Below are 19,384 nucleotides of genomic sequence, written 5' to 3' on the forward strand. Positions count from 1 at the left end.
GACGGCGCATGGCCCACTTCGGCGTGGTCGCACCGGCCTTCTACAGCCACTTCAGCGCGATGGCGGCGCTCGGCCAGGAACTGGTGGCGCGCGGCCACCGCGTGAGCTTCCTGCAGCGTGCCGACGCCGCCGCCTACCTCAAGGATGCGCGGCTCGGCTTTCACGCGCTCGGCGCCGCCACGCATCCGCCCGGCTCGCTGGCGGCGGCGCTGCGGCGCGCCGCCAATCCCGGCGGGCCGCTCGGCCTGCGCCGGGTGATCCACGACATGGCGCGCGGTACCGAGATGCTGTGCCGCGAGCTGCCGGCAGCGCTCGAGACGCTGGGCATCGACGCCATCATCGCCGACCAGATGGAAGGGGCCGGCGGCCTGGTCGCCGAAGCGCTCGGCCTGCCTTTCGTCTCGGTGGCCTGTGCGATGCCGGTGAATCGCGAACCCGGCATTCCCCTGGCCGTGATGCCCTTCGCGTATGAAGACAGCGAACGGGCGCGCCAGGTGGTGGAGGGCAGCACCCGCGTGTACGACTGGATGATGGGCCCGCACCGCAAGGCGATCGAAGCGCAGGCGCGCAGGCTGGGCCTGTCCAGCCGCAGCGGCCTGCACGAATGCCTGTCGCCGCTGGCCCAGATCAGCCAGACCACCGAGGCCTTCGATTTCCCGCGCCGCGCGCTGCCGCCGCATTTCCATCACGTGGGGCCGCTGCGCGCACCTGGCGACGCCGGCGCGGCGACGCCGACGCCGCTGCCGGCGCTGGACCCCGGCCGGCGCTTCGTGTTTGCCTCGCTCGGCACCCTGCAGGGCCACCGCTTCGGCATCTTCAAGCGCGTCGCGAGGGCCTGCCGCTCGATCGACGCCCAATTGCTGGTCGCCCATTGCGGCGGCCTCGACGCGCAGCAGGAAGCGGCGTTGAAGCGCGCCGGCGCCAGCTGGGTCTGCGCGTTTGCGCCGCAACGCGAAGCGCTGGCGCGCGCCGACGCGGTGGTGTCGCATGCCGGCATCAACACCGTGATGGACGCCGTCGAAGCGCGCACGCCGATCCTGGCGATGCCGGTCACCTTCGACCAGCCGGGCACCGCCACGCGCATCGTGCACGCCGGGATCGGCCTGCAGGCCTCGACCCGGCTGGCCGGCGCCGCCACCATCGCGCGCCTGCTGCAGCGCCTGTTCGACGAAGCGCAGTTCGGCGCGCGGCTCGACGCCCAGGCTGCCGGCCTGGCCCGCGCCGGCGGCACGCCGCGCGCGGCCGACATCGTCGAGGCGGCCCTGTGCCTGCGCCGCGGCGACGGCCGCCGGCTGCGCGAGGACAGCCCGGCATGAGCGCCTGGGACCTGATCCTGGCCGGCGGCGGCCTGGCGAACGGCCTGATCGCCTGGCGCCTGCGGACGCAGCATCCCGGCCTGCGCATCCTGCTGCTCGAGCAGGGCGAACGCCTGGGCGGCAACCACACCTGGTCCTTCCACGACGCCGACCTCGACGCCGCGCAGCGGGCCTGGATCGCGCCGCTGGTGTCGCGACGCTGGCCGCGCTACGAGGTCGCGTTCCCGGACTACGTGCGCAGCCTGGAGGGCGGCTACGCCAGCATCGCCTCGAGCGATTTTGCGCGCGTCATCGAAGCGGCGCTGGGACCGGCGCTGCGGCTGGGGGCGCGCATCGCCGCGGTCGGCCCGAGCCGGGTCGAACTGGCGGACGGCGAGGTGCTGGAGGCGCGCGCCGTGATCGACGGCCGCGGCATGCGCGCCAGTCCGCGCCTGGCGCTGGGCTGGCAGACCTTCCTCGGCCAGGAGGTGCTGCTGGCGGCGCCGCATGGACTGCAGCATCCCGTCATCATGGACGCCAGCGTGGAACAGCAGGGCGGCTACCGCTTCGTCTACGTGCTGCCCTTCGATACGCGGCGCCTGCTGATCGAGGATACCCACTATGTCGACAGCGATGCCTGGGAGCCCGGGCGCCTGCGCGCCAACATCGCCGAGTATGCGCGCGCGCGCGGCTGGCGCATCGCCGAGGTCTTGCGCGAGGAGGAGGGCAGGCTGCCGATCGTGCTGGCCGGCGACTTCGACGCCTACTGGGACGACCTGGCCGGCCAGCCCAGCGTGGGCCTGCGCGCCGGGCTGTTCCACTCGACCACCGGCTACTCGCTGCCGCATGCGGTGCGGCTCGCCGAGCGCATCGCCGCCATGCGCGAGCTCGACGCCGCCACGCTGTTCGCCGCGATCCGCGACGAGGCGGCGCAGGAATGGCGGCGCCAGCGCTTCTTCCGGCTGCTGAACCGCATGCTGTTCCTGGCCGGCAGTCCGGACCGCCGCTGGCGCGTGATGCAGCGTTTCTACCGCCTGCCGGCGTCCCTGGTTGCGCATTTCTACGCGGGCCGCCTGAGTTGGCGGGACAAGGCGCGTCTCCTGTCCGGCAAGCCGCCGGTGCCCGTGGGCCAGGCCTTTGCCGCCGCCTGCAAGATCCACCCTCACCAGATCGGGAAAGCAGAATGAACGCAAGGAACATCGAACCGCGCCGCGCGGTGGTCATCGGCGCCGGCTTCGGCGGGCTGGCGCTGGCCATCCGCCTGCAGGCCGGCGGCATCCAGACCACGCTGCTGGAAGGACGCGACAAGCCGGGCGGCCGCGCCTACGTCTACGAGGACCAGGGCTTCGTGTTCGACGCCGGACCCACCGTCATCACCGATCCCTCCTGCATCGAAGAGCTGTTCGCCCTGGCCGGCAAGCGCATCGCGGACTACGTCGAGATGCTGCCGGTGGCGCCTTTCTACCGCCTGTGCTGGGAAGACGGCAGCCACTTCGACTACGCCAACGACCAGGAGGCGCTGGACCGCCAGATCCACGCGCGCAACCCGGCCGACGTCGCGGGCTACCGGCGCTTCCTGGCGTATTCGAAGGCGGTGTTCGCGGAGGGCTACCTGAAGCTGGGTGCGGTGCCGTTCCTCTCGTTCCGCGACATGATCGCCGCCGGCCCGCAGCTGGCGCGCCTGCAGGCCTGGCGCAGCGTGTACGGCATCGTCGCGCGCTTCATCCAGGACGAGCAGCTGCGCCAGGCCTTCTCGTTCCACTCCCTGCTGGTGGGCGGCAATCCGTTCGCCACGTCTTCGATCTACACCCTGATCCACGCGCTGGAACGCGAGTGGGGCGTGTGGTTCCCGCGCGGCGGCACCGGCGCGCTGGTGCGCGCGCTGGTGCGCCTGTTCGAGGACATCGGCGGGCGCATCGAACTGAATGCGCCGGCGGCCCGCATCGAGGCCGGCGATGCCCGCGTGACGGGCGTGCGGCTCGAGGATGGGCGCCTGTTCGAGGCCGACGCCGTGGCCTCGAACGCCGACGTGGTCCACACCTACGCCAAGCTGCTGGGCCGGCATCCGCGCGGCGCGGCGCAGGGCGAAGCGCTGGCGAAGAAGCGTTTCAGCAATTCGCTGTTCGTGCTCTACTTCGGCCTCGACCATCATCACAGCCAGCTGCGGCACCACACGGTCTGCTTCGGGCCGCGCTACCGCGAACTGATCCGGGACATCTTCAGGGGCGAGACCCTGGCCGAGGACTTCTCGCTCTACCTGCATGCGCCCTGCGTGACCGACCCGTCGCTGGCGCCGCCCGGCTGCGGCAGCCACTACGTGCTGGCGCCGGTGCCGCACCTGGGCAATGCCCCGATCGACTGGGAGGCCGAAGGGCCGAAGTACCGCGAGCGCATCTTCGATTACCTGGAGCAGCGCTACATGCCGGGCCTGCGCAGCCAGCTCGTCACCAGCCGCATCTTCACGCCGCTGGACTTCCGCGACCAGCTCAATGCCCACCACGGCTCGGCCTTCTCGCTCGAACCGCTGCTGACCCAGAGCGCCTGGTTCCGCCCGCACAACCGCGACGCCGACCTCGCCAACCTCTACCTGGTCGGCGCCGGCACCCATCCCGGCGCCGGCGTGCCGGGCGTGATCGGCTCGGCCAAGGCCACGGCCGGATTGATGCTGCAGGCGATGTGGGAAGGAGTGCGCGCATGAGCGCGAATGCAGGTTCGACCCTGCTCGATCACGCCACCCACACCATCGAAGTCGGCTCGAAGAGCTTCGCCGCCGCCGCAAAACTGTTCGACCCGGCCACCCGGCGCAGCGTGCTGATGCTGTACGCCTGGTGCCGGCACTGCGACGACGTGGTCGACGGCCAGGAACTCGGCTTCAACGCCGCGCCGCGCGAACCGGCCGACGCCGCGGCCAAGCTGGCGCTGCTGCGCGAGCAGACCCGCCGCGCCTATGCCGGCGAACGGATGGGCGACCCCGCCTTTGCGGCCTTCCAGGAAGTCGCATTGCGCCATGCGATCCCGCAGCGCTTCGCCTTCGACCACCTGGCCGGCTTCGCGATGGACGTCGAGGGCGCGCGCTACGAAACCATCGACGACACCCTGCGCTACTGCTACCACGTGGCCGGCGTGGTCGGCCTGATGATGGCCTCGATCATGGGTGTGAACGCGCCGGGCATCCTCGACCGCGCCTGCGACCTCGGCCTGGCCTTCCAGCTCACCAACATCGCGCGCGACATCGTCGAGGATGCGCACGCAGGGCGCTGCTACCTCCCGGCGCAGTGGCTGCGCGAGGCCGGCATTCCGCCCGACGAAGTCGCGCTGCCGCAGCACCGGGCCGCGCTGGCGCAGGTGGCGGCGCGCCTGGTCGATCACGCCGAGCCCTATTACGCGTCGGCGCTCGGCGGCATCGCCGGGCTGCCATTGCGCTCGGCTTGGGCGATCGCGACCGCGCGCAAGGTCTACCGGCAGATCGGGATCGTGGTGAAGCGGCGCGGCGCGCGCGCCTGGGATGAGCGGGCGGGGACCTCGAAGGCGACCAAGCTGCGCCTGCTGGGGGAGGGCGGGGTGCAGGCGCTCAGTTCGCGTCTGGCGAGGATGCAGCCGCGTCCTGCCGGCCTGTGGCAGCGTCCGGGCGGCGCCGGCGAAGCGGTCCCTGGTGCAGCGCATGCAACTGCTGCTTGAGGAGCTCGACCGGCGGCGCGTACAGGAAGCCGAAGGATACCGCGCCCTCCTTGCCGGACACCGCGTGGTGCATGCGGTGGGCCTGGTAGAGGCGCTTCAGATAGCCGCGCCGCGGCACGTAGCTGAACGGCCAGCGGCGGTGCACCAGGCCGTCGTGGGCCACGAAATACAGGAAACCGTAGGCCGTCATGCCGGCGCCGATCCATTCCAGCGGATGGCGGCCGCGCGTGGCGCCCGCGTAGATGAGGGCGATCGCCACGCCCGCGAACACGACCGCGTACAGGTCGTTTTTCTCGAACCATCCGGTGCGCGGCTCATGGTGCGAGCGGTGCCATCCCCAGCCGAAGCCGTGCATCACGTACTTGTGCGCGACGATGGAAAAGACTTCCATCAGGACCACGGTGACGATGAGGATGAGGGCGTTGAGCAGCATGTGAAGCAGCCTACCATAACCGATCGAAAGGACACGCATGACCCGTTTCAGCCCGCTTTTGCCGGCCCTGTTGCCCGCTCTCCTGCTGCTGTCGGCCGCCGCCTCGGCAGCCACCGTCGAAGTCCACGTCTCCAACGTGGCCGCCGGCAAGGGCAAGCTCAACGTCGCCGTCTGCGACCGGGAACACTTCCTGAAGCAGTGCGCCTACACCGCGTCGATGCCGGCCCGCGACGGCGAGAACGTGATCACGGTGCCCGGCGTACCGAAAGGGACCTGGGCCGTGCTGGTCTACCAGGACGAGAACGAGAACAACGAACTGGATCGCAACCTGATCGGCATCCCGAAGGAGAACTACGGTTTCAGCCGGAACGCCCCCAGCCGCTTCGGCCCGCCGTCGTTCGAGGATACCGCGATCCAGGTCGGCGACGGGCCGACGGTGGAGGCGAAGATCAGGCTGCACTGAAGCCGTCGGTTCAGATCCCCAGCAGGCGGATCAGAAGGTAGCCGAGGGTGGCCAGCGCCGCCAGCGACAGGACCACCACGCCGGCGACCCGCGCGCCCGCCTGCAGCACCGAGCGCGCATCCACGCCCAGCCCCAGCGCGGCCATCGACATCACGGTCAGGACCCCGGCCGCCTCGTGCAGGGGCGCCAGCAGCGCGCGCGGCAGCAGCCCGGCGGAGCGCAGGGCCAGCATCAGCAGGAAGCCGGCAATGAACCAGGGCAGCAGTTGCGACAGCACGAGCCTGCGTGCGCCGGGACCGCGCACCTGGCCGGCCACCGACAGCGCCACCACGACCGGCCCGAGCATCAGCACGCGCAGCAGCTTGACCAGGGTGCCGACCTGCAGGCTGAGCGCCGACACCGACGCGGTCGCGGCCAGCACCTGGGGCACCGCATACACGGTCAGGCCGGCGAAGACGCCGTACTCGGTGGACGTGAATCCCAGCAGCGTGGCGCTCAGGGGCAGCAGCAGGACCACCGCCACGCCCAGCACCGCCGTGAACGCGATCGCGGCGGCGACCTCTTCGCCGTCGGCCTCGATCACCGGCGCCACCGCGGCGATCGCCGAATTGCCGCAGATCGCGTTGCCGCAGGCGATCAGGACCGCCATCTTCCTGGGCAGGCCGGCCAGGCGGCCGATGGCGTAGCCGAGGCCGATCGCCAGCACCACCGCCAGCGCGATGCCGGCGAGCAGCGGAACGCCCTGTTCCAGCAGCGCGCCGGCGCTGACGGAAGCGCCGAGCAGCACCACCGCCGCTTCCAGCAGGAACTTCGCGCTGAACTGGATGCCGGGCTGGCAGCGCGGATCGATCCCGCGCCAGGTGCGGATGGCGACGCCGAGCAGGATCGCCAGCACCAGGCTTTCCAGCCATGCGTGGCCCCACAGCAGGACCTCCGCGTGCTCGAGCGCGGCGGCGCCGGCCGTGACCAGGGCGCACAGGGCCAGGCCGGGGAGCAGGGAGCGGAGGGAGGCGGTGGACGAAAGCATGTCGGTGTGATGTATGTTTTTCTTGAGGTAATTGTCGACGCATGCAATCATTCGGTCCATCGAATAATTTTTGACAATTCATTCAATTTATCTGAACGATGATGACGCTCGATCAATTGCGCATCTTTGTCGAGGTCGCCGAGCGGCAGCACCTGACCCAGGCGGCGGCCGCGCTGGCGCTGACCCCGTCGGCGGTCAGCTCATCGATCAAGGCGCTCGAAGAACGCTACGGCACCACGCTGTTCGACCGTGTCGGCCGCCGCATCGAAACCAACGAAGCCGGGCGCATCTTCCTGGCCGAGGCGCGCCGCACGCTGGCCAGCGCACGCGCCGCCGAACTGACGCTGGCGGAGCTGGGCAGCCTGCAGCGCGGTTCGCTGGCCATCCACGCCAGCCAGACCATCGCCAGCTACTGGCTGCCGCCGCTGCTGGTGCGGTTCCGCCAGACCTATCCCGCCATCGCGCTCGCGCTGGTGGTGGCGAATACCGAAAACGTGGCGGCGGCCGTGGTGCAGGGCGAGGCCGACCTCGGCTTCGTCGAGGGCGAGCTGGAAGAGGGCGGCCTGGAGGCGGTGCCGGTCGGCGAAGACCGCATGGTGGTCGTGGTCGGGACCGGGCATCCATGGGCCGACGGCCGGCCGCTGGACCGCGAACAGCTGCTGGGCGCGCGCTGGATCATGCGCGAGGCGGGGTCGGGGACGCGCTCGGCCTTCGAGTCGGCGCTCGCCGCGCTGGGCGTGCCGGCGCAGGCGCTCGCGGTCGCGCTCGCGCTGCCCTCGAACGAAGCGGTGCGCAGCGCCGTGATGGCGGGCGCCTATGCCGGCGCGCTGTCGGAGCTGGTGGTGGCATCGGACCTGCACGCGGGTGTGCTGGCGCAGGCCAACCTGGCGCTGCCGGCGCGCCGCTTCTCGATGCTGCGGCACCCGGAGCGCCACCGGAGCCGCGCCGCTGCCGCTTTCGCGGACCTGGTGCGCGGGCCGGCCGCCTGAGTGCCGCGGTGCGCCGCCGCACCGGCCGAGCTGGCATCATGTGCATTCGACGGGAGGACGCCACGTGTGGGAGCGGATCTGGAGCGCGGTACTGCAGGAATTCTCGGACATCGGCGACGCCGGCGACGTCACCCGCGTGGTGCTGCGCCTGAGCGTCGCCGTGCTGCTCGGCGGCCTGCTCGGCTATGAACGCGAATCGGTCGGGGCGGCGGCCGGCCTGCGCACGCACATGCTGGTATCGCTCGGCTCCGCGCTGTTCATGCTGATCCCGGTGCAGGCCGGCATGAAGATCGACGACCTGTCGCGCGTGCTGCAGGGCGTGACGGCGGGGATCGGCTTCCTCGGCGCCGGCGCCATCCTCAAGCTGCGCGAGCGGAACGCCATCCAGGGCCTGACCACGGCCGCCAGCGTGTGGCTGACCGCCGCCATCGGCGTGGCGGCCGGGATGGGCAGGGAGGCGACGGCGGTGGTCAGCGCCGTGTTCGCGTTTGTCATCCTCGCCCTGTTGCGGCGCAAGGACAAGGGGTAAGGCCGGACACCTCGGCGGCAGGGGCCGAAAATCCTCGCTTTCCCATCCCTTTGCGCAGTATGCTTGCGAAAAACACAAGGAGATTTCCCCATGAAGCGCTTGACCGCAGCAGATTTCGATCCGGATGTCCTGAAACTCTTCGACGGCTACGTGCACGGGCGCCTGTCGCGCCGCGATTTCCTGATGCGGGCGGGGCGCTACGCGGCGGGCGGCGTGACGGCGGCCACCTTGCTGGCGCAGCTGTCGCCCTCGTTCGCGGCGCCGCTGGTGGCGGCGGCCGATGCGCGGCTGAAGACCAGTTACCGGGAGTTCCCGTCGCCGCAGGGCTACGGGACGGTGCGCGGCTACCTGGCGATGCCGGCCGATGCCAAGGGCAAGTTGCCGGTGATCCTGGTGGTGCACGAGAACCGCGGTCTGAACCCGCATATCGAAGACATCGCGCGCCGCCTGGCGCTGGACGGTTTCATCGCCTATGCGCCGGACGCGCTGTTTCCGCTGGGCGGCTATCCGGGCGACGAGGACAAGGCGCGCGCCCTGTTTCCGAAGCTGGACCAGGCCAAGACCCGCGCCGATTTCGCCGCCGCGGCCCATGCGCTCGTTGCGCTGCCCCAGTCGAGCGGCAAGCTCGGCGTGGTCGGCTTCTGCTGGGGCGGCGGCATCGCGAACTACCTGGCCACGCAGCTGCCGGACCTGGCGGCGGCCGTGCCCTTCTACGGCTCCCAGCCAGCCCCGGCCGACGTTGCGCACATCCGCGCGCCGCTGCTGATCCACGACGCCGGCAAGGACGAGCGCATCCTGGCCGGCTGGCCGGCCTACGAGGCCGCGCTGAAGGCGAACAAGGTGGATTACCAGCACTTCGTCTACGCCGGCGCGGAGCACGGCTTCAACAACGACACCACGCCGCGCTATGACGAGGCGGCGGCCAAGCTGGCGTGGAGCCGGACGGTCGCCTTCTTCAAGGAAAAACTAGCCTAACCCTGACTTTGCTTAAACCGGGGTCAGACTCCAAAATTTGGCAATAGATGCAGGGATATTTCCAAAATTCGGAGTCTGACCCCGGTTTGAGGCAAAACAAAAAGGCACCCGAAGGTGCCTTTTTTATTGCCGCGGTGGCGATTACACGTAAGCCGCCAGCGCCGTTTTCATCTTCTTCAGCGCAGCCGTCTCGATCTGGCGGATGCGCTCGGCCGACACGCCGAATTCCTCGGCCAGGGTATGCAGGGTCGCACCCGAGCCGTCGTCGTTGGCCAGCCAGCGTGCTTCCACGATGCGGCGCGAACGCGGGTCGAGTTTGCCGAGGGCCGTTTCCAGGCCTTCCGACTGCAGGCGCACCACGTCGTTCGCTTCCAGCACCTTGGTCGGCTCCTGCTGATCCGACGACAGGTAGGCGATCGGCGAGAACTTGTCGTCTTCGTCGTCGGTCGGCGCTTCCAGGGCGATGTCGCGGCCCGACAGGCGGGTTTCCATCTCGATCACTTCTTCGCGCTTCACGTCGAGCAGCTTGGCCAGGTCGTCGACTTGTTGCGGCGACATGGCGTCCAGGCCGGTCTTGTTGCTGCGCAGGTTGAAGAACAGCTTGCGCTGGGCCTTGGTCGTCGCGACTTTCACCAGGCGCCAGTTCTTCAGGATGTATTCATGCATCTCGGCCTTGATCCAGTGCATGGCGTACGACACCAGGCGCACGCCCTGGTTCGGGTCGAAACGCTTGACTGCCTTCATCAGGCCGATATTGCCTTCCTGGATCAGGTCGGCGTGCGGCAGGCCGTAGCCCAGATAGCCGCGCGCGATCGACACGACCAGGCGCAGGTGGGACATGACCAGCTTCTGCGCCGCGTCCAGGTCGTTCTTTTCCTGCAGGCTCTTTGCCAGCGAGACCTCTTCCTCGTGGGACAGCATCGGCAGACGATTGACGGCCGAGATATAGGCGTCAATATTGCCGAGATTGCCAGTGAAGCCCAGTCCCAGAGCACGGCTGCCAACAGGAACCAATGCGGATTGTGCGGACATAGTCATTTTCCCTCGTAGAGTAATCTGTGCTGCATCGTCAATGTGCCCGAAAAAACGCCCCGAAGGCGCGGTTTTTACGGCTTGTTACGGGATGCGGAACAGTGTGCCCAAAGGCCACTTTCATCATGGTCAGGCGTAATATTAGCACTCTCTTGAGGTGAGTGCTAGCCGCCACCATATCCCCGACGACGTCCTTAAGTCTTGCCAAAGTATTGCTCTAAGGAATCGAATTTCCGGCTTGATTCAACTGTAGAGCAGGTAGGAGCGGTACAGTTGATTGATGTCAAACGTGACGCTGCTACTGATTGAATTCGGTAGAAGACAGATTATGCCCCGCGTGCTGCGGGGTCTGTGAAGTGGCGCACCTACCCTTGTAGGCGTAAACCTCGCCACCATCTACGATTTTTCTGGCGAGCCGTAGAAGAGTTAACGAAATCGTAATGACCGTCTCGATTAACTCAGGCGCGCCAGGTGCCGCTGCACCGACAGCATCGCCCCCATCAGTCCGAGCCCGGCGCTGATGGCCAGCAGGCCGGCCAGACCCAGCGGCGGCAGCGCCGCGAGCTGGAATTCGGAGGCGTACAGGCGGGCGAATTCGGCGATGGCCGCGTTCAGCGGGCGCAGCGCCAGGCTCACCGCGCCCAGCGCCACCGCGCCGGCGCACAGGCCGAGCAGGGCGCCCGTGTAGTAGAACGGGCGGTGGATGAAGTTGTCGGTGGCGCCCAGCATCTTGGTGACGGCGATCTCGTCGCGCTGGGTCAGCACCTGCAGGCGGATGGTATTGAACACCACCGCGATCACCACCACGCCCAGCGTGATCGCCAGCAGCAGCAGCGCCAGGCGCAGCACGCCCAGCAGGGCCGCCAGGCGCTTCACCCAGGCCGAGTCGACCTGGACCGAATCGACGCCCGGCAGGGCGCGCATCCGTTCGGCGATGCCGTCCACGCGCGCCGCATAGGCGCTGCTGGTGAAACCTTCCAGTTTCATGACGTAGCTGTCGGGCAGGGGATTGTCGCCCAGGGTCTCGATGACGTCGCTCAGGCCGCTCTTGGCTTTCAAGTCGTCGAGCGCCTGCTCGCGCGGAATGAAGCTGATCTTCGCGTGGCTGGCGGCCAGGATCTGGCGCAGCTGCGGCGCCAGCGACTGCGACTGCTCGCGCGGCGTGTCAGGCTTCATGAACAGGCTGATCTCGGGATCGACCGAGAGCTGTTCCGACATCGGACGCACGTTGTCGAGCAGGGTCACGCCGGCGAAGGGCAGGGCCAGCGCCACTGCCACGACCAGCACGTTGAACAGGAAGCTGCCCGGCGCCTTGCGCACGTGCAACAGTGCGGCGCCGAGGGCGAAGCGGTGCTGGCGGAACCAGATATTCATGCTGCGTCTCCCACCAGCTGGCCATGTTCGAGGCGGATCACGCGCGCGGCCGCGTCCAGGATCTGTTCGTCATGGCTCGAAATCAGGACGGTCACGCCGGCCGAGTGGAAAGCGTGCAGGGCGTCGATCACGCGGTCGGCCGCGGCGCGGTCGAGGTTCGCGGTGGGTTCGTCGGCCAGGATGATCTGCGGCCGGTTGACGATGGCGCGCGCGATCGCCACGCGCTGCTGCTCGCCGCCGGACAGGGCCAGCGGCAGGGCGTTGGCGCGCTCCAGCAGCCCGACCTTGTCGAGTGCGGCGCGGGCGCGCTGCTCGGCCTGGCCCCTGGCGGCGCCGGTGACGATCAGCGGCAGCATCACATTGGCCAGGATGCTGCGGTCGTTCAGCAGGCGCTGCTGCTGGAAGATCAGACCCAGGTTACGCCGCAGGAACGGCACGCCGGGCTTCTTCAGCTTGCCGATGTCGTGGCCGTTGACCACCACGCGGCCGCTGGTCGGGCGCTCGACGGCGGCGATCATCTTCAGCAGGGTCGACTTGCCGGCGCCGGACGGTCCGGCCAGGTAGACCAGCTCGCCCTTGGCGATACTGAACGAGACCTCGCTGAGGGCGATGGCGTCGGCGGCATATTTTTTCGAAACAGACTGGAATTCGATCATCGAGCCTTACCCCAGCAGCGCCTCGGCGAATTCGTCGGCGCTGAAGGGTTGCAGATCCTCCAGCTTTTCGCCCACGCCGATGAAGTACACCGGCACCGGGCGGGTGCGTGCGATGGCGGCCAGGATGCCGCCCTTGGCCGTGCCGTCCAGCTTGGTGATCACCAGGCCGGTCAGCTGCAGGGCGTCGTCGAAGGCCTTGACCTGCGCCAGTGCGTTCTGGCCGGTATTGCCGTCGATGACCAGCAGCACTTCGTGCGGGGCGTCTTCCATGCCCTTGCCGATCACGCGCTTGATCTTCTTCAGCTCTTCCATCAGGTGCAGCTGGGTCGGCAGGCGGCCGGCGGTATCGACCATGACCACGTCGACGCCGCGTGCGCGGCCCGACTGCACCGCGTCGAAGGCGACCGCGGCCGGATCGCCCGAGGCTTGCGAGATCACGGTGACGTTATTGCGCTGGCCCCAGACCATCAGCTGCTCGCGCGCGGCGGCGCGGAAGGTGTCGCCGGCAGCCAGCAGCACCGACTGTTCATAGCGCTGCATGTGCTTGGCCAGCTTGCCGATCGTGGTGGTCTTGCCGGCGCCGTTGACGCCCGCAATCATCATCACCAGCGGCTCGTGGCGGCCCAGTTCCAGCGGCTTCTCGAGCGGACGCAGCAGGTCGACCATCAGCTCCTTCAGCGCAGCCTTGACGGCGGCGGCGTCGAGCAGCTTCTCTTCCTTGACCTTGCGGCGCAGGCTGTCCAGCAGATACTGGGTGGCGTCCATGCCGGCGTCCGACATCAGCAGGGCCGATTCCAGTTCCTCGTACAGGTCTTCGTCGATGCGCGCGCCGACGAACAGCAGCGACAGGTTGCTCGAGGTCTTGGACAGGCCGGCCTTCAGGCGCGTCATCCAGGATTTCTTCTTTTCAAGCTCGCTGCCCGGACGTTCGGCGGTCTCGGGGAAGAGCTGGCCTTCGTAGGCGTTCGACAGGACGGCGGCCTGTTCGGCAATCCGGGTCGCGACCGGATCCGGCACATCGGCTTCGCGCGCGGCCGGCTCTTCCGGCTCGGTTGCTGCCTCATGCGCCGGCGCGGCCGTTTCCGGCTCGGGTACGAAGGTGTCGTCACTGGCGCCGAACAGGCGGCGCAGGAAGCCCGGCTGGGCAGGCGCTTCCACAGGCGCTTCGGGCGCGGCGGCAGCAGCGGACTCGGCCTGGACAGGCGTCTCGGCTTCAGGTTTTTTCTTTTTGAAGAAACTAAACATGGATGTAGTCGGGGAGGGGAACTGCATGCATATGCCCGATTTTTCCGGGCATGTCAACGATCGCAGTATTCTACCAGAGCGTCGCGGCAAAGCCCCGTCCTGGTCTGGCTGTCAGGCAATCTGAATAAGCGGAAAAGCGGATGCGTGATGTGCGACAGCTCATCCATATTGTCGCTAGAATGCCGCTCATCCGCCTATACATCAATACGCTTACTGGAAAATCGGCGTCGACTGGTATAGATTGTGAACGTCTACAAAAAGAATGCTTCCTACAAGGGATCATCGTGAAGATTCTGTCCAGATACCTCAAGCGGCTTATTTCCGGAGACGATGTCATGGGTGGCAACCCGGCGTCGTTGCGCAATATTATTGTCTGGGCATTCATCGCCCTGGTGGCTGCCTTCCTGACCCATCCCTCGGGTTCGCCGCACAGCATGTTCGATGCGCCGGTGCCGTGGCCGGCGGAGCTGGGGCTGGATAATCCTGGCATCTGACTTGCGCCATTCGATCGGCGCGCGACGCAAGAAGGCGAGCACATGCTGACACCCGGGCCCGATGCGATCACCGCGCTCGTCGAACACTACCTTCCCGCCCCGCCAGGCGTGCCGACGATCAGGCCGAGCACGGTAAGCTTGGTGACCATCGCGTTCGAACTCGCCAACGACCTGCCGGCTGCGGTCCGGAGATGGGAGCAGTTGGGTTTCGTGCGCGTGGGCGCCAGCGCTGACTCGCCAGCCGACCAGGCCGATCGCAGCAAGTTTCCTTTCGAAGCGGCGGCCATCGGCGCTTCGCTCGTCGTGTCGGCGGCTGCGCCGGCGCCGGCGCAAGCCGTCTACCTGGCGCCCGGCTCGCCGCAGGCAAAGGAGGCGGGCCGCGCCGTGCGTGTCGGTGGAAGCACGACGTTCGAATTGCGCGAGCCCTTGCCGGCGGCCAACTCCCACCTCCTGCCGGAAACCCATGAAGCCGCACGCATCCTGCTCGACGACACGCAAGACTTGCAAGCCACGACGGCGCAGTGGGAACAAGCGGGATTCGTGAGGGTGGGCTGTTCGGATGCCGTCATCAAGAACAATCAGATGGGCTTCTCGCACATCCTCGCCCATACGGCGCTCGCGGTGGGGGCGACGCTGGTCGCCTTCCAGATGACGCCGGCCAAGCTGCGCAGTATCCGGCGCCTGGACGACGGCCGGATCGACATGAATGCCGTCCAGCCGGCCCAGCTTTCCCCGGGCGGTTCGTCGGTGATCCAGGCCGCCTTTTTCGCGCCTGTGTCGCGCGAGGCGCAGACCACGGCCGAAGCGTCGTTGATGACGATGTACGTGCCGACCGCTCCCGGAGCCGATGCCCCGGCTGGCTGACGGCGCGGCCGACGCTGGCGCCCTCAGCCGGCCTTGGCCGTCTGGGCAGTCTTCCGGATCGTCTCCAGCGTCGCGCCCGGCGTGATCAGATTGCCGTCGTAACGCAGTTCGATCACCGCCGGCAGTTTCTGTTCCTTCGTAAACGCCACCGCGCGCTGCAGGGCCGGCGCGAAGTCGGCCGTCTTGTCGACGACTTCGCCCTGGCCGCCGTAGGCCCGGGCCAGCGCCGCAAAGTCCGGGTTGTGCAGTTCGGTGCCCGACACCCGGCCCGGATACTCGCGCTCCTGGTGCATGCGGATGGTGCCGAACATGTTGTTGTTGAAGACGATCAGGATCAGGCCCGCGCGGTACTGCACGGCGGTCGCCAGTTCCTGGCCGGTCATCATGAATTCGCCGTCGCCGGCAAAGGTCACCACGCTGCGTTCCGGGTCGACGATCTTGGCCGCCACCCCGGCCGGCACGCCATAGCCCATCGCGCCGCTGGTCGGCGCCAGCTGGGTGCGCATCGCGCCGTAGCGCCAGAAGCGGTGCGCCCAGGTCGCGTAGTTGCCGGCGCCGTTGGTGATGATGGTGTCGTGGGGCAGCGTCGCCTGCAGGTCCTGCACCAGTTGCCACAAATTCAGCGGAGCGCTGCCATCCTTGAAGATCGGCGGCTGCTCCTGCCAGGCGCGCAGCTCGGCTTTGGCTTCCTCGATGCTGTGGCGCCAGGCGCCTGCATCGACGGGTTCCATCGCCGCCAGCATCCGCGCCGTCTCCGCTGCGCCGCCGGCGATCATCAGCTCGGCCTGGTAGACACTGCCCAGTTCCTGCGGATCCGGGTGGATGTGCACCAGGCGCTGCTGCGGCACCGGCGAGCTCAGGAGCGAATAGCCGCTGGTCGTCATCTCGCCCAGGCGCGGACCGAAGGCGATCAGGAGGTCGGCGTCCTTCACGCGCGCCGCCAGCTTCGGATTGATGCCGATGCCGACATCGCCGATATAGTGCGGGTGCTCGTTGTCGAGCAGGTCCTGGAAGCGGAAGGCGCAGGCAACCGGCAAGCCGTTCGCCTCGGCGAACCGCTGCACGTCGGCGCAGGCCTGCGCGGTCCAGGTGCCGCCGCCCAGCAGCAGCAGCGGCTTCTTCGCTTCTTTCAGCATGGCGCGCAGCGTGTCGATCTGCGCCGAGGAAGGCGAGGCCTGCACCGGCTGGTAGCGGCGGGTGTCGGCGACTTCGGCCTGCGCGACCAGCATGTCTTCCGGCAGCGCCAGCACCACCGGACCCGGACGGCCGCTCGTGGCCACCTGGAAGGCGCGTGCGAGGTATTCGGGGATGCGGTCGGCGCGGTCGATCTGGGCCACCCACTTGGCCATCTGGCCGTACATACGGCGGTAGTCGATTTCCTGGAAGGCTTCGCGGTCCATGAAGTCGGTGCCGACCTGGCCGATGAACAGGATCATCGGCGTCGAATCCTGGTAGGCCGTGTGCACGCCGATCGAGGCATTGGTCGCGCCGGGGCCGCGGGTGACGAAGCAGATGCCGGGCTTGCCGGTGAGCTTGCCGTAGGCCTCGGCCATGAAGGCCGCGCCGCCCTCCTGGCGGTTGATCACGAAGCGGATGTTCGAGTCGTGCAGGGCGTCGAGCACGTCGAGGTAGCTTTCGCCGGGCACGCCGAAGGCGGTGTCCACGCCGTGGACCTGGAGTGCATCGACCAGGATCTGGCCGCCGCTGCGGGAGGGGTGGGTCATTGCGTCGTCCTTGTAGGTTTTGCTATCCAAACATTCTAGGTCAGCGGGCGGGGAGTGGCTTTTGAAATGGCGACACAAACTTACAAAAAACGCAGGGTAGGCGCTGCCGTTGCAGCCAGCCGCACGCGCATCGGGTACAATGGCCGCGTGAAGCAGACCAGACAGCCGCTGGCTGGCGCCGCAAGGTGCTGGCGGGAGGAAGGTCCGGACTCCATAGAGCGGGGTGACGGTTAACGGCCGTCCGCTGAAAGCCGGCGCAAGCCGGTATAAGGCGAGGAATAGGGCCACAGAGACGAGCGTATTAAGTTACGGTGAAACGCGGTAACCTCCACCTGGAGCAATTCCAAATAGGCACGCGTTGAGGTTGCTCGCGGAGCGTGCGGGTAGGAAGCTTGAGCGCCGGAGTAATTCGGCGCCTAGAGGAATGGCTGTCATAGGGGCGTCCCGCAAGGGAGACCACTACACAGAATCCGGCCTATCGGTCTGCTTTACTTGAATTCCCAGTCCTGGCGGAGACGACGATGAACTACATCCTTGCCCTCGACCAGGGCACCACCAGTTCGCGCGCCATCCTGTTCGACCGCGAAGGCCAGGTCTTCGCCAGCGCCCAACAGGAATATCCCCAATATTTCCCCCAGCCCGGCTGGGTCGAGCACGACCCGCTCGACATCTGGCACAGCCAGCTCGCCTGCGCGCGCCGGGTGCTGCGGGAAAGCGGCGTCGACGCCAGTCACGTGGCCGCGATCGGCATCGCCAACCAGCGGGAGACCACGGTGGTCTGGGACCGCGCTACCTCCGAACCGCTGTGCCACGCCATCGTCTGGCAGGACCGGCGCACGGCCGAACTCTGCGACGCCCTGCGCGCGGCCGGCCACGCACCCCTCATCCAGCGCAAGACCGGCCTCGAACTGGACGCCTATTTTTCCGCCACCAAGCTGCAATGGCTGCTGACCAATGTGCCGGGCGCGCGGGTGCGCGCCGAGCGCGGCGAACTCGCCTTCGGCACCGTCGACAGCTGGCTCGCCTTCAAGCTGAGCGGCCGCCACGTGACCGACGTGAGCAATGCCTCGCGCACCATGCTCTTCAATATCAACAGCCTGCGCTGGGACGAGGAGCTGCTGGCCCTGTTCGGCGTGCCGGCCTCGATGCTGCCGGAGGTGGTCCCGAGCAGCGGGCAGGTCGGCGTCACGAACGAAGAGTGCTTCGGCCGCGCGATCCCGCTGGCCGGCATCGCCGGCGACCAGCAGGCCGCCACGTTCGGGCAGGCCTGCCACCGCCGCGGCATGGTCAAGAATACCTATGGCACCGGCTGCTTCATGCTGATGCATGCGGGCGACGCGCCGCCGGTGTCGCATAAGCGGCTGCTGTCGACGGTCGGCTGGACCGTGGATGGCCGCACCGAATATCTGCTGGAAGGCAGCGTGTTCATGGGCGGCGCCACCGTGCAGTGGCTGCGCGACGGCCTCGGCATCATCGAGCACTCCGCGGACGTCGAGGCGCTGGCCTTGTCCGTGCCCGACAGCGGCGGCGTGATGCTGGTGCCGGCCTTCGTCGGACTCGGCGCGCCGCACTGGGACGCGTATGCGCGCGGCGCCATCGTCGGCATGACGCGCGGGACCACCGCCGCCCACATCGCCCGCGCCGCGGTGGAGTCCATCGCTTACCAGAGCGCGGAGCTGCTGGCCGCCATGCAGCAGGATGCCGCTTGTGCCGTGCACGAAGTGCGCGCCGACGGCGGCGCGGCGCGCAACGACCTCCTGATGCAGTTCCAGGCCGACCTGCTGGGCGTGCCGGTGATCCGTCCGCGCGTCACCGAGACGACCGCGCTGGGCGCGGCCTACCTGGCCGGGCTGGCGGTCGGGTTCTGGGCCTCGCAGGAAGAGATCGCGGCCCAGTGGCAGGCCGAGCGCCATTTCGAACCGCGCATGCCGTCCGCGCGCCGCATTGAGCTGATGGCGCGCTGGGCGCGGGCGGTGGCGCACGCGAAGGGCTGGGCGGAGCCGGACCGGCACTGAGGTGTGGGCTCCTCTGTGCCGGATCGGGCACAATCGGAAGAATTTCATTCCGCTGCGGGAGCCGCCTTGAAAACCTTCTTTTCGACCGTCCATGGGATCATGGCCCTGCTGTTCATCGCCATTTCCTTCATGCTGATGGTGATGGCCGCGCTGACGGGCTGGCAAGCCGTCGGCGTCGCGCCGAGCGAAGGCGCCGAGAGCGCGATCGAGGCGATCGGCCTGCTGGCGATCGCGGTGGTATCGCTGCAGATCTCCCAGACCATCGCCGAGGAGGAAGTCATCCGCGACGCCCACATCAGCGCGCCGACGCGGGTGCGCCGCTACCTGTCGCGCTTCATGGTCGTGGTGGTGGTGGCGCTGTCGATCGAGGGCCTGGTCGGCACCTTCAAGGCCCTGCACGAAGAGCCGGAACTGCTGCCGCATGCGGCTTCGGTGCTGGTCGCGTCCGGCATCCTGCTGGCCGGCTGGGGACTCTTCATCCGCTTCAACAAGGAAGCCGAACTGCTGGAGCCGGAGGCGATGAAGGAGGCGAAAAGCGAAGACAAGAAGCTGGAAGAGAAGGGGTAGAATGTTCCGTATGCCTCCCGAGGA

General features: G+C 68.1%; 19 protein-coding genes and 1 other RNA gene. 13 read left to right on the forward strand and 7 right to left on the reverse strand.

Annotated features, from left to right (window positions below; genetic code table 11):
- The first annotated feature begins 8 nt into the window (after positions 1-8).
- Genes AM586_RS19775 through crtB form a run of 4 tightly spaced genes read left to right on the forward strand, consistent with a single transcriptional unit; the run spans position 9 to position 4,973 of the window.
- On the forward strand, positions 9-1,316 hold the full coding sequence (locus AM586_RS19775) for a glycosyltransferase (protein ID WP_052233502.1): 1,308 nt from the start codon (positions 9-11) through the stop codon (positions 1,314-1,316).
- Entirely contained in the window at positions 1,313-2,482 is a 1,170-nt protein-coding gene (crtY, locus tag AM586_RS19780; RefSeq protein ID WP_052233501.1) for a lycopene beta-cyclase CrtY, read from the forward strand. Before AM586_RS19775 ends, crtY begins: the two co-directional genes overlap by 4 nt.
- The gene (locus tag AM586_RS19785) at positions 2,479-3,993 is read left to right on the forward strand and encodes a phytoene desaturase (RefSeq protein ID WP_052233500.1); all 1,515 of its coding nucleotides are present in this window, start codon (positions 2,479-2,481) and stop codon (positions 3,991-3,993) included. Before crtY ends, AM586_RS19785 begins: the two co-directional genes overlap by 4 nt.
- Positions 3,990-4,973, forward strand: coding sequence for a 15-cis-phytoene synthase CrtB (crtB, locus tag AM586_RS19790; RefSeq protein ID WP_052233499.1), 984 nt, complete (start codon positions 3,990-3,992; stop codon positions 4,971-4,973). Before AM586_RS19785 ends, crtB begins: the two co-directional genes overlap by 4 nt.
- Here crtB and AM586_RS19795 read toward each other — a convergent pair.
- Positions 4,867-5,406 carry a sterol desaturase family protein gene (locus AM586_RS19795; RefSeq protein WP_052233498.1) on the reverse strand — a complete coding sequence of 180 codons (540 nt, stop codon included), beginning with the start codon at positions 5,404-5,406 and terminating at the stop codon, positions 4,867-4,869. The genes crtB and AM586_RS19795 overlap by 107 nt on opposite strands.
- Positions 5,407-5,443: 37 nt before the next feature.
- Here AM586_RS19795 and AM586_RS19800 point away from each other — a divergent pair, with 37 nt between their 5' ends.
- On the forward strand, positions 5,444-5,869 hold the full coding sequence (locus AM586_RS19800) for a DUF2141 domain-containing protein (protein WP_052233497.1): 426 nt from the start codon (positions 5,444-5,446) through the stop codon (positions 5,867-5,869).
- A gap of 10 nt (positions 5,870-5,879) precedes the next feature.
- On the opposite strand, the gene AM586_RS19805 is transcribed toward AM586_RS19800, so the two are convergent.
- Positions 5,880-6,896 (reverse strand): YeiH family protein, encoded by a 1,017-nt coding sequence (locus AM586_RS19805; protein ID WP_052233654.1) that lies wholly within the window; start codon positions 6,894-6,896, stop codon positions 5,880-5,882.
- Positions 6,897-6,997: 101 nt separating this feature from the next.
- Here AM586_RS19805 and AM586_RS19810 point away from each other — a divergent pair, with 101 nt between their 5' ends.
- From AM586_RS19810 to AM586_RS19820, 3 genes are all read left to right on the forward strand, one after another.
- A complete protein-coding gene (locus tag AM586_RS19810) occupies positions 6,998-7,885 on the forward strand; it encodes a LysR substrate-binding domain-containing protein (RefSeq protein WP_052233653.1) in 888 nt (295 codons plus the stop codon).
- A gap of 64 nt (positions 7,886-7,949) precedes the next feature.
- Positions 7,950-8,414: an MgtC/SapB family protein gene (locus tag AM586_RS19815; RefSeq protein ID WP_052233496.1), complete on the forward strand. Its 465-nt coding sequence runs from the start codon at positions 7,950-7,952 to the stop codon at positions 8,412-8,414.
- A 90-nt stretch (positions 8,415-8,504) separates the two neighbouring features.
- Complete coding sequence (locus AM586_RS19820) at positions 8,505-9,389, forward strand: dienelactone hydrolase family protein (RefSeq protein ID WP_052233495.1); 885 nt, start codon at positions 8,505-8,507, stop codon at positions 9,387-9,389.
- Positions 9,390-9,530: 141 nt separating this feature from the next.
- On the opposite strand, the gene rpoH is transcribed toward AM586_RS19820, so the two are convergent.
- From rpoH to ftsY, 4 genes are all read right to left on the reverse strand, one after another.
- A complete protein-coding gene (gene rpoH / locus AM586_RS19825) occupies positions 9,531-10,421 on the reverse strand; it encodes an RNA polymerase sigma factor RpoH (protein WP_197416407.1) in 891 nt (296 codons plus the stop codon).
- Positions 10,422-10,874: 453 nt separating this feature from the next.
- Entirely contained in the window at positions 10,875-11,795 is a 921-nt protein-coding gene (ftsX, locus tag AM586_RS19830) for a permease-like cell division protein FtsX (protein ID WP_052233493.1), read from the reverse strand.
- On the reverse strand, positions 11,792-12,451 hold the full coding sequence (locus tag AM586_RS19835) for a cell division ATP-binding protein FtsE (RefSeq protein WP_052233492.1): 660 nt from the start codon (positions 12,449-12,451) through the stop codon (positions 11,792-11,794). The genes ftsX and AM586_RS19835 overlap by 4 nt, the downstream gene beginning before the upstream one ends.
- Before the next feature lie 6 nt (positions 12,452-12,457).
- Positions 12,458-13,696 carry a signal recognition particle-docking protein FtsY gene (gene ftsY, locus AM586_RS19840; RefSeq protein ID WP_082439412.1) on the reverse strand — a complete coding sequence of 413 codons (1,239 nt, stop codon included), beginning with the start codon at positions 13,694-13,696 and terminating at the stop codon, positions 12,458-12,460.
- 140 nt (positions 13,697-13,836) lie between these two features.
- Between ftsY and AM586_RS28285 the strand changes: the two genes are divergently transcribed.
- Both AM586_RS28285 and AM586_RS19845 read left to right on the forward strand, forming a co-directional pair.
- Entirely contained in the window at positions 13,837-14,190 is a 354-nt protein-coding gene (locus AM586_RS28285) for a hypothetical protein (RefSeq protein WP_156328151.1), read from the forward strand.
- Between the two features lie 42 nt (positions 14,191-14,232).
- Positions 14,233-15,054 (forward strand): hypothetical protein, encoded by an 822-nt coding sequence (locus AM586_RS19845; RefSeq protein ID WP_052233491.1) that lies wholly within the window; start codon positions 14,233-14,235, stop codon positions 15,052-15,054.
- 23 nt (positions 15,055-15,077) lie between these two features.
- Here AM586_RS19845 and AM586_RS19850 read toward each other — a convergent pair whose 3' ends face one another.
- Complete coding sequence (locus tag AM586_RS19850) at positions 15,078-16,778, reverse strand: thiamine pyrophosphate-binding protein (protein ID WP_052233490.1); 1,701 nt, start codon at positions 16,776-16,778, stop codon at positions 15,078-15,080.
- Positions 16,779-16,927: 149 nt separating this feature from the next.
- Here AM586_RS19850 and rnpB point away from each other — a divergent pair.
- The 3 genes from rnpB to AM586_RS19865 all read left to right on the forward strand — a co-directional run bounded on the left by rnpB (position 16,928) and on the right by AM586_RS19865 (position 19,360).
- An RNA gene (gene rnpB / locus AM586_RS19855) (RNase P RNA component class A) lies at positions 16,928-17,272 on the forward strand.
- Between the two features lie 27 nt (positions 17,273-17,299).
- Entirely contained in the window at positions 17,300-18,793 is a 1,494-nt protein-coding gene (gene glpK / locus AM586_RS19860) for a glycerol kinase GlpK (RefSeq protein WP_052233489.1), read from the forward strand.
- Positions 18,794-18,892: 99 nt separating this feature from the next.
- Positions 18,893-19,360, forward strand: coding sequence for a hypothetical protein (locus AM586_RS19865; protein WP_052233651.1), 468 nt, complete (start codon positions 18,893-18,895; stop codon positions 19,358-19,360).
- Positions 19,361-19,384 lie beyond the last annotated feature (24 nt).

It is taken from the genome of Massilia sp. WG5 (genome assembly GCF_001412595.2).
Taxonomy (GTDB): domain Bacteria; phylum Pseudomonadota; class Gammaproteobacteria; order Burkholderiales; family Burkholderiaceae_D; genus Telluria.